General features: G+C 62.6%; 5 protein-coding genes. All 5 read right to left on the bottom strand.

Translation table 11 applies throughout. The features are described from left to right. On the bottom strand, positions 1-982 hold a 982-nt coding region (locus U5709_RS01915; RefSeq protein ID WP_321972648.1), incomplete at its 3' end, for a hypothetical protein. 75 nt (positions 983-1,057) lie between these two features. Next, positions 1,058-5,365, bottom strand: a complete 4,308-nt coding sequence (locus U5709_RS01910) for a prealbumin-like fold domain-containing protein (protein ID WP_321972647.1) — start codon at positions 5,363-5,365, stop codon at positions 1,058-1,060. A gap of 307 nt (positions 5,366-5,672) precedes the next feature. Continuing rightward, entirely contained in the window at positions 5,673-5,876 is a 204-nt protein-coding gene (locus tag U5709_RS01905) for a hypothetical protein (RefSeq protein WP_321972646.1), read from the bottom strand. Positions 5,877-6,264: 388 nt separating this feature from the next. Further along, positions 6,265-8,700: an ATP-binding protein gene (locus U5709_RS01900; RefSeq protein WP_321972645.1), complete on the bottom strand. Its 2,436-nt coding sequence runs from the start codon at positions 8,698-8,700 to the stop codon at positions 6,265-6,267. 315 nt (positions 8,701-9,015) lie between these two features. Continuing rightward, positions 9,016-10,534 (bottom strand): response regulator (locus U5709_RS01895; RefSeq protein ID WP_321972644.1); only part of this gene is annotated, 1,519 nt, incomplete at its 5' end.

Raw genomic sequence — 10,534 nt, 5'->3', positions numbered from 1 at the left:
TCGCGGAGTTGGTGCCGTTCATGGTGCCGGTGGAGACCATGTCGCTCGTCGGCAGAGCCCAGTAGGAGATCATGAGGGTCTTCGCGCCACCGGTGAGCTTGGTGTAGTCGATTTTGAAGGTGAGTTTCTGCGTGTGCGTGTTGGCATCGTAGGCGCCGGCCTCCACGGTGACATCCTTAAATTCCGTGCCGGTGTCCTGGCTCGTGCCAGCGTAAGCCTTCACGGGGTGGGCATCGTCGCCCTGGACGAACTGCAGGTTGGTGAGCGTGTCGTCCACAGTAACGTTGAGGTTAAAGGCGATGCCAGAGTAGTCGGGCAGCGTAATCTGCAGACCATACTGCACGTACTCGCCCATGGAGACAGTCTTGGTCTTGGCCCAGCTGCCATCGGCGCGCGCGATGCTCTTGGAAAGCGTGGCGCCCTTTGCGCTCTTAACGTCAACCGCATACGTGTTGTTCGTAGGATTCACAACGCTGCCGTTGCTGTAGACAAGCAGGGCGTCGTTGCCGTTGTAGCGCACGAACAGCGAAGAGGCGCTGTAGACGGTGGTGTGGCCCTCGGCCGTGGTCACGGAGATGACGTAGTAGCCCGGCGTAAAGGCCTGGGTCGCAGTGTTGCCCGAGCCGGCCACAACGGTGTAGGCCGGCTTCATGCTCGAGATACCGTCGTAGTCGATAAAGCCATTAATAAGGGTCCTGAGCTCGGTGGAGTTGTAGCTCATGGCCTCAAAGGCATCGACGGAGACGTTCTTCGAGTTGAGATAGGAAGTAAACGTGGAATCGTAGCTGTACACGTTGTTGTTCTGCGTAGCGTCAAAGCTCACGACGCGATAGGCCTTGAGCGTGTCGCCCTGCCCAATGCCGTTGTACGTCACGCTTGCCGTGGGCTCGGCCGCCAGCGCAGAGCTCGGTGCTACGAGCCCCACTACCAGTGCGAGTATGGCTGCAAACATCGCACCCATCCTCTTAAACGTTGCGGTCATGGTAGGTACCTTCCTTTCTCGCGCCCGCCTGCTACGGGCCTTATTAGAAGCAAAGCTCTGTGCGCTGCGCATGCCTCAGACCTCCTCAGTCTGGTGTTTGCGAAGCCACACGCACACCGCGGCAAGCATGAAGCCAAAACCTGCGGCGATAAAACCAAAGATGCCAACGCCGCCTGTGGTAGGCAGCTGCTTGAGCGGGGTATTGCGCACCGTGAGGGTGTAGGCAATGTTGGAGTCGGTGGAGACATCATCCCAGGCAGCAAGGGTGCTACTGGGATCGATATCGGTGCCTTCTGCCAGCGTGAACGTGGTCTTGCCCGTCTCGTCGGTATCCACAGTAAAGGTGACCGAAATCGGAGAAGTCGAGGCCTCATAGCCCGCAGGGTTTGTAACCTCGGTGAGGGTATAGGTGCCAAGGTCAACACCCGTAAAGCTCAGGTAGCCATTGGAGCCGGTGGTGAGCGTCTGAGCCTCGGCCCAGTCGCCCGTGCCGTTCTCCTTGGTCAGCGTGAACGTGGCGCCCGAGACGCCGACCGCCGTGTCGATGCTCCCGTCGCCGATCTTCTTCACGTTGAAGCCGGCGCCGAACTTGTTGTAGACGGAGGTCACAGCCGTCTTAGACGCGTCGCCGACCTTGGTGATGGTAGGTGTGCCGTTGGAGACGACAGCCTGGTAGATGCCCGAAGCATCGAAGGAGTAGCCCGCCGGTGCCTTCGTCTCCTTGAAGTAATAGGTGCCCGCCGGCTGCTTGGCAAAAGCGGCCACGCCATTTGCGCCCGTGGACACGGTCTCGATCTCGGCCGTGCAGGCGGCGTCTGAGTACAGCGTGAAGATGGCGCCCGCAAGCGGCTTGCCGTCGAGTCCCGCGCGGTCCTTCTTGGTAAAGGAAATGACGCCCTTGACCTCGGCGTTATCGATCATGAGCAGGGCGTGCTTGGCGTAGGCCGTGGTGCCGTCGGCCACCTGCCACGTGGGATCCTCGTGCGGGTAGAGTGTGCGCGGATCGGTGCCGCCGCTCCAGGTGGGCACGGTGTCGCCGTCCACGTAGATGGCGTTTTCGGTAGTAACGGCGTAGTCGGCGTAGCCATCCTCGGGGTCGGCCGAAGCGTCGTAGGCCACCGAGTCGCTTGCCGTGGGGTTGCCGATCCAGATCTCGCGCAGCGAATAGGTGACCTGCTGGTTGTTGATGAAGAGCGGCAGGTTGCCCCAGCTAAACGTCCAATTGTTAATCGCCGAGAGCACCTGCTCGTTGCTCACGTACTTGCCGTTCACATCTTGCAGAATCCGCGCGCCGTCGGCGCCGGTGTCTGGCACCTTTTCCTTCACGTTGCCGTACGCGCGCCAGAGCTCCACCGTTACCTGCTTGGCGTCTGTAGTGCCCTCGGCCCACTCCTTGCAGGCAGTAACAGAGGTGTAGGAGCTCGAACGGTTGTAGATATTCAGGATGAACTTGTTCTCGCCGGTCTGCGCCCAATTAACATCCGAGGAGCCGCCTTCCCAAGAGAGGTCGCCGGCGGCGATGCCGTTTTTGTACGTCATGGTGAAGGTGATGAAATCGGGGCCCTCGTAGCCCTTGACCGTATCCTTCACCTCGGAAAGCTTGTAGGTCGCCGTGACGTCGGACGATTCATCGGGCGCAGCCAAGGCAAGGTAGAACACGCCGTTTGCGTTGGTCGTCGCCTGTCCGTTGTCGACCTTCTCGTACTTACCCGGGTACTGCGAGAGCACGGTGGAGTCGGTGGTGTACTCGTTGGTGAGCTTGCCTGTGGTGGCGTCCTTCTTGCAATAGAGCGCCGTGGCTCCGCCCGAGCCCTGCTGCTCCACCGTAAAAGCAACGTCTCCCATGGCAGCACCCGTGGTCTTGTCGTTCTTGAACACAGCCAGCGTGCCCTTGTGCACGTAGGCATTGCGGAAGCCGACCGTCTGCCACGAGGTGCTCGGCACGTCGGTGGGATACGCGGCGGCCAGTACCTTCACGCTAGCGCCCGTGTACGCGTCGTACTCGGTCCAACCGTCGGTGTTGTAGGTGGAGCTGGAGTTGTGCACCTCGTACCAGGTGAGGTTGTTCCAGCTGTTGGTGTCCAAATAATAGTTGTTTTCCTTCACCGTGTACTCGCGGCTCTGGCGGGTCTCGATCTCCCAGGTGTAGGTGTCGGTAGCCGCGTCATAGCTGGTGTAGCCGTAGCGGCGGTCGGTTGCGTCGGTGTGCGTCAGGTCGGAATCGGGCACCAGCAGCAGCTGGTAGTCCGTCACGTCCATGGTGGAGCCGTCCACCGTGGCCTTATGGGTCACGTCGATGTGGAAGTCGCTCGTAGCGTCGTACTCGGCAAGCGAGCTGTAGCCGTGAGCCTCGGCAAACGCCGCCTTGGCGTCCGTCTCGCCCTCGAAGGTCTTGGTCACCACCAGGCGCGCCTTCTTGGCAACCAGCACGCCATCGATGTGCCAGCCGTCCGTTACTTCGTACTTCAACACGTACCATCGCACGGTGAAGTTGGCCGAAGTGATGTTCTCCTTGGGGATGTCCTCGCCGTCGATCTTGATGACGCTGGAGCTTGCGCGCACCGCGGCGAGAACCTCCTCGTCGGTGGGGAACTTCTCCAGGCGCACGCCGTCGGGATCGGTGTAGTTGGTCCAACTCGACGGCGGGAAGATACCGCCGCTCACGTTGGCGGAATTGCGGATCTTGGCATCTACCTCGTAGGCGTTGTCGGAGCTATTAGAGTCGAGCAGCACGAAGTTGCCGCCGCCGAAGGTGTCGGTGCCGGACACACGCGTGGAGTAGATGGATTGGGTGAACTCATCTTTCGGCTGCGAGCCGGAGTTGCCGGTGACGTCCAGAATCTCGCAGGCGAGGTTGAGGTAGAAGTTCACCGAGCGGATGTGTGGGTTGCTCGTGTTGTTGTCCACGCCCTGCCAAACGGACTTGAAGGTGACGGTGCCGCTTGCGTCGGCCAGGACGTCGAGGTCGGCCAGGCTGATCTGGTCGCCCGCGGTGTAGATGGTGTCCGAACCTTCGACCTTCCAGCCCAAGAAGCTATAGATGAACTTGCAGCTGGAGTTCTGCGTCCAGTAGACGGTGGCGATGTCGGAATCCGGCGAGAGGACCGTGTGGCCGCCTGCGCTCTCGGCGGGCTCTACGTTGATGGTCTTTGTCGCCGCGTCCTCGATAGTGGTGTTCCCGCAGATCACCTGGTTTCCGGCGGCGGCGTTTCCAAGCTGCGTACGGTCGGCGTCGGTCATCTCGGCCCGGTAGACGATGGTGACCTGGCCGGGAGGGCGCGGGGCGACGGTAAAGATCACAGCGCCGGTGACGTTGGCGAGAAGGTAGGTCAAGGTGTCGTCGCCGTTGTCGGTGATGCTCGAGACGTCGGCGCCGGTGACGACCCACTTGGCGGTGGTTTTGGGCTTCTTGACGGTGACCTGGCGGCGAGCGGTGGCGATGTTGGTGTTGACGTAGGTGGTGGCGGGAAGGTCGGCGGCGGAGGCATAGATGAGGCTGTCGGGGTCCAAGAACGTTACCGTGTGGAAGCTGTTGTCCGCGAGCAGCTGCTCGTCGGAAGCCGATTTGCTGGTCTCGCCGAAGAAGGAACTGGGGCGGTTGAAGGCACCGTCGTTGCGGTTGGCCGGCATGTAATACAGATCGAGGGCCTTCTTGCCAGCGGAATCCGTGGCGACCCACTGATAGCCCTTGGTGAAGGCGTACCAGCCGTAACCCGTAACCTTCTGCGGAGTTACGTCGTTGTAGATGACTGAGCCACCGGCATCGGTGTAGCCAAAGATCCAGTTGCCCCAGTCGGCAGAATCGGACTGGTCGGCGCGCTTGAATTCGTCGGTAGTGAAGCCCACCGAGGCCAGCGCCTTGGCAAGCGAGGTCTGCCCGATGATCACTCGGTCGCCGCCGGCGCGGTTGGCCTCGTGCGTGGAGGTGAGCGCGTTGTAGCCCTCGGCGTCGGCGGAATCGTAGAGCTTGCCGTCGGCACCGGCGTACTTCCAGACGCCGTCCACCGCCACGCGCACATGGATGGTCGCCACGCCGCTGCCGGCGATTACGGTGCCGTACTCGTCGGCGTCGTTATCCGCGGCGAAGGTCACCGCGGCTTCGGCCTCTACGAGCTGCTCCTTAAGCACGTCCGAGGCCTCGGTTGCCGCGGTCTCGGCAGGCTCAATAGGCTTGGCGGCTTCGGCAGTCGTCTCGGGTCCCGCGGAGTTCTCGCCTGTGGTTTGCTCGTTCGAGACCTGCTCGTCATCGATCACGACGTTCGTTGCAGAGGTATCGGCCGCCGCCAGCCCCTCGATCGCGGCCTCCGCAGCATAGACAGCATTCGAGGGCACCGCCACGCAAATGGCGAGCAAAATGGCTATAAATCGACCAAAGCGATTCACGGCCACCCCCCTGTCGATGCCCCGAATTAAGTACGTGTAGTGACTCGTAAGGAGTAATTATACTCCCATTCGCCGTCCGGCCCGCCACTGGCGGCGCGGCCTGCAGTTTGGGGACAGTCCCCTTTTTGCACACGACGGCCTGCAGTTTGGGGACAGTCCCCTTTTTGCACACGAACCGCCGTTCCAAGCAACTCGCCAAATGGTTCGGAGACGGGGCCGCAGCGGCCATTCGCGTGCAAAAAGGGGACTGTCCCCAAATTGCAGGCGGGGCAGCCGACGTAGGCCTGCCACTCAGACAAATGATGGCCTAAAGCAGGCGACCGTAGTCGTTCCACTCGCCGTAGAGGTTGCCCTTGCGGGTCCCCTCAATCAGATGGGCGAGAGCACACTTATAGGCCGCGGCATCCCTTCCCTTGTAGAAGGCCACGTTGTACGCGCGAATTCGCCGGTAGAGCGGCGGAAACGTCTTGAACTTGGAGTAGACGCGCGCATCCTTGAGAGCTCGGTCCACAGGCACCCCTTGCGGCGCGGCGAGAAGCGCTGCATCGTCACCCCGTCTACCTTGGCAAACGTGGAGTCGATCCACCCAAAGCAGAGAGCCTCCTCCACGGCGTCCAGGTAGTAGAGGCACGGCTCGTCGCCCGGCCGACCACGCCCGCCCGCATTTAGAGGGCGGGCCCCAATGTAGGCGGACGATCACCGCGTTTCGGGCCTGTCCCGCACCGTTCGTTCAGTTTTTCGATGGTTAAATTCAAATCCCCGAGTAGCCCCGACTCGCCAACAGGGCAAACGCGGCCAATTTCGGCCCCTTATACTCACCGATTCCAATTTAACCATCGAAAAACTGAACGAACGCAGATCGTGGCCACAGAATAAGACGAGGGGGCAGCCCCCTCGTCTTATGCGCGGGCGCGGGCGAGCCGCAGGATGGTCCGCACCACGACCGCGAGGTCGAGCGGCTTGGCGATGTGCTCGTCCATGCCGGCCTCGCGCGCGGCGATTCTATCCTCAACGAACGCATTGGCCGTCATTGCAATAATGGGCAGGTCACGCACGTCGTCGCGGTCCAGTGCGCGGATGGCGTGGGCCGCTGCATGGCCGTCCATCACGGGCATCATCACGTCCATGAGCACCGCGTCGATGGTCCCCGGCGCCGACGCGGCCACGGCGTCGACCGCCTCCTGGCCGTTCTCGGCCGTCATCACGCTCGCACCAGCCTCGCTCAAGAGGAACTCGGCGATCTCCAAGTTGAGCTCGTTGTCCTCCACGAGCAGGACGCTCAGCCCCGCGAGGGCGTTTTCCGGCAGCTCGGCGGCCGTGTTGCTCACCGCGACGCCGCCCTCCCCCGCCTCGGCGATTTCCATGGGAAGCACCACGTCGAACGTCGTGCCCACGCCCGGCGCGCTCTCGAAGGTGATGAGCCCGCCCATCTTCTCCACGATGTTCTTGGTAATGGCCATGCCGAGGCCGGTCCCGTTGTATCTCGAGCGCGAGGCGCCGTCTTCCTGCGCAAACGGCTCGAAGACGCGCGCCTGGAACTCGGGCGACATGCCGATGCCGGTGTCTTGCACCTTGAACTCGATGGTCGCCACGCCGTCCGCGCACGAGATCTCGCGGCACGTCACGAACACGCGGCCGTACTCGCGGTTGTACTTGATGGCGTTGCTCATGATGTTCATCATCAGGCGCTTCAGGTGCGTGGGGCTGCCGATGAGCCGCCGGTGCGGCGTGCGACAGTCCTTCTGCACGATTTGAACACCGCGCTCCTCGGCCTGGCGAGAAACGGCCGTGTGCACCTCGCGCGAGACCTCAATCAGGTCGAACGGCACGTGGTCGAGCACGACCTCGCCGCTCTCGAGCTTGCTCATGTCGAGCACCTCGTTGATAAGCTCCAGCAAAAGGTTCGAGGAGGCGCGCACCTTCTGGCGGCAATCGACCTGCTTGGCAGCGTCGTCCGGGAACTTCTCGGCGATGTCCAGCATGCCGCGGATGCCGTTCAGTGGCGTGCGGACGTCGTGGCTCATGCGCTGCAGGAACTCGGTCTTGGCGTGGTTCGCCCGCTCGGCCTCGTCCTTTGCGGCCTGGAGCAGCGCCTTTTGCCGCTCCTGCTCCTCCACAATGTGGTCCACGAAGTGGGTGCCGATGACCACCTTGAAGCCCTCGTCGGACGGCACGCGCACGAAGCGCGTCTCGGCGTATTGGCGACCCCGGGCGTCGGGCCTGAGCTGGTAGCCGATTGAGTACTCGCCGGCCGCGGCCAGGCGGGCGCGCAAGGCCTTGCGGCTCAGGCGCTCGAGCATGTCGGGCGCGCTGTCCATCACGACCTTATTGCCAAAGAAGAGACGGCCGATCTGGGAATACTGTCCTACCGTTTCCGTGGGCGTGCCGTCGGAAGCCTTAATAGCGCGCAGCTCATCGGTATCGAGGTCGCAGATATACACGTCGTCGTAGTCGGCGGAGAGCGCCGTGAGCACCGACTCGCGCTCGCGGAGTTTCTCGTAGGCGTCGTCGAGGGCTTTCTCCTTGTCGATACAGCGGGCGATGCTGATGCCCTCGGCCTTCCGGTCGGTGCACTCGAGGCAGATGACCTTGGTCTCCATCCAGTGGATCTTGCCGTCCTCGCCCCACTGCGGGTGGCGCAGCGTGAGCTCGGTTTTGCCCGCGCGGAACGCCGCGAGGGCGGGCTCGCGTCCAAAGAGCTCCGCAAACTGCCGCGCGATGGCCTCGTCGGGAATGGTGGAGGCGCCCGCCGCTATAAGCTCGTCGATGGTGCCCGTCCACTTCGCCGTCTTGTTTATAAAGTTCGCGTACTCGATCATGTGGTACTCGTTGGCCACGTAGTCCAGCGAGATGGCGAGCGGATACACGATGCCCATGGCCGAGGCATAGCGCCTGACCTGCTCGTTTGCGCGGCGCTCGCGCTCGAGCTCTTCGACGGTGCGGGCAAGCTCGCGGGTGCGGCGCTCGCGCTCGAGAACCTCTTGCTTGGTGTCGCGAAAAACCGCCACGCAGACGCCGGCCTCGTCGGTGGGAAAGACCTCGACCTGCAGATAGCGGTCGACCTCAGCGGAAATAACGTCGAACGTAGAGGACTTGCCCTTATAGGCGGCGGCGTAGAAGGCCGGGAGGTTGTCGCGGTCGCTTGTGGGATACAGGTCGTAGAAGCGGCGGCCGATAAGCTCGTCTTTGGGGTAGGTACCTATCTTGACCAGCGCTTCGTTGCAAGAAAGGAAAGTGAAGTCGCAAGGCTCGCCGGCGGCGTCGAGCTCAACGCGCATCACGCACCAAGCGTGCGGGTACCCGTCGTCGAACCTGATCGAGATCTTGTCTGCCATCCGCTCCCCCTCTCGTTGCTTAAAGAATAAGACAAGGGGACAGCCCTTTGTCCTATTTTCCGCAGGCGGCAGCGCGAGAGCTCATTGGAGAAATTTGGCGACACGTGCGGCTGCAATTTGGGGACAGACACCTTTTCGCACACGCGTCACGGCTGCAAGTTCGTTGCCGAATCTTTGGGCAAAGTCGTCGATGCCAAGGTTCGTGTGCGAAAAGGTGTCTGTCCCCAAATCGCAGTCGCGTGTGCGAAAAGGTGTCTGTCCCCAAATCGCAGGCGCGCGTGCGAAAAGGTGTCTGTCCCCAAATCGCAGGCGCGCCTAGGAGAAGACCTCGTCGAGGACGGCGGCGATGGCGTCGATGCTGATCGGCTTGATGATGTGGCCCACCATGCCGGCGGCGAAGGCCTTGCGGCGGTCCTCGTCAAAGGCGTTGGCCGTCATGGCCACGATGGGCACGTTGGCCTTCTGGTTGTCCGGCAGCGTGCGGATCTCGCGCGTGGCGGTATATCCGTCCATGCGCGGCATCTGGATGTCCATCAGCACCAGGTCGTAGGTCCCGGCGGGCGCCTCTGCCACCGCGGCCACGGCCTCGTCGCCGTCGTTCACGGTGTCGATGACCATGCCCGTCTCCTCGAGGATCGCGCACGCGATCTCGCGGTTGAGCTCGTTGTCCTCGGCGAGAAGCACGCGGCGGCCGCCGTAGTCGTAGCGGCGCCCGCCGCCCGCGCCCGCCGTCGCGGCGCCGCCGCCCGCGTCGACGGCGCCGGCCGGCCGCGTGAGCACCTGCCTCAGCTCGGACATGAAGATCGGCTTGGACACGAACGCCGTCACGCCCGCCTCGCGCGCCTCCGCCTCGAGGTCGCCCCAGTCGTAGGCCGTCAGGACGATGATCGGCACGTCGTCGCTTATCACCCTGCGGATGCGGCGCACGGTCTCGATGCCGTTCATGTCCGGCATCAAATAATCAATGATATAGACCTTGTACTCATCGCCGGAATCCGCCGCCTCGCGGGCGCGCACGATGGCCTCGCGGCCGGACGCCGTCCAGTCGGGGCGCATCTGGATCTCGCGCAGCATCTTGCTCAGGCTGAGGCAGGTGTCCACGTCGTCGTCCACCACAAGCGCACGGGCGCTCAAAAGCGCAGGTATCGGCTCGTACGCAACCGCCTCCCCGGCCAAGCGCAGGTCGAGCGTGACGGTAAAGGTGGACCCCTTCCCCTCCTCGCTCTGGACGTCGATGGTTCCGCCCATCATGTCCACGATGTTCTTTGTGATGGCCATGCCGAGGCCCGTGCCCTGCACGCCGCTCACCGTAACGGAGCGCTCACGCGTAAACGTGTCGAAGATGTGCTCCAAGAACTTCTTGGACATGCCGCAGCCGTTATCCTTGACGCTAAACACCAGGGTGGTGTGATCTTTTATGCCGCAGGGCTTCTCGGCGAGGCGGATGATGATGTCGCCGCCGACCGGCGTGAACTTGTTCGCGTTGCCCACGATGTTGATCAGCACCTGGTTGAGGCGCAGCTTGTCGCAGACGACGTCCTCGTGCACGACGTCCTGTGTGTCGATGAAGAGGTTCTGATTCTTGGCGTTGACGAGCCCCTGGACCATGGTGCGCAGGTCGCGCATGAGGTCGGGGATGTGCACCGGCCGCTCTTCGAGCTTCACGGTGCCGGACTCGATGCGGCTCATGTCGAGGATGTCGTTGATCAGGCTGAGCAGGTGCGTGCCCGACGTGCTGATCTTTCCCAGGTAGTCCTGCACGAGCGCCGTATCGTCGATGTGCGTCTGCGCCAGCGCCGTGAAGCCGATGATGGCGTTCATGGGCGTGCGGATG

It is taken from the genome of Paratractidigestivibacter sp., from assembly GCF_963660155.1.
In the GTDB taxonomy this organism is placed as follows: domain Bacteria; phylum Actinomycetota; class Coriobacteriia; order Coriobacteriales; family Atopobiaceae; genus Paratractidigestivibacter.
This window is presented reverse-complemented; position numbering and strand designations above follow the sequence as displayed.

Coding starts and splice junctions, on each gene's coding strand:
- U5709_RS01900 (WP_321972645.1), bottom strand. CDS start 8,700: ATGGCAGACAAGATCTCGATCAGGTTCGACGACGGGTACCCGCACGCT.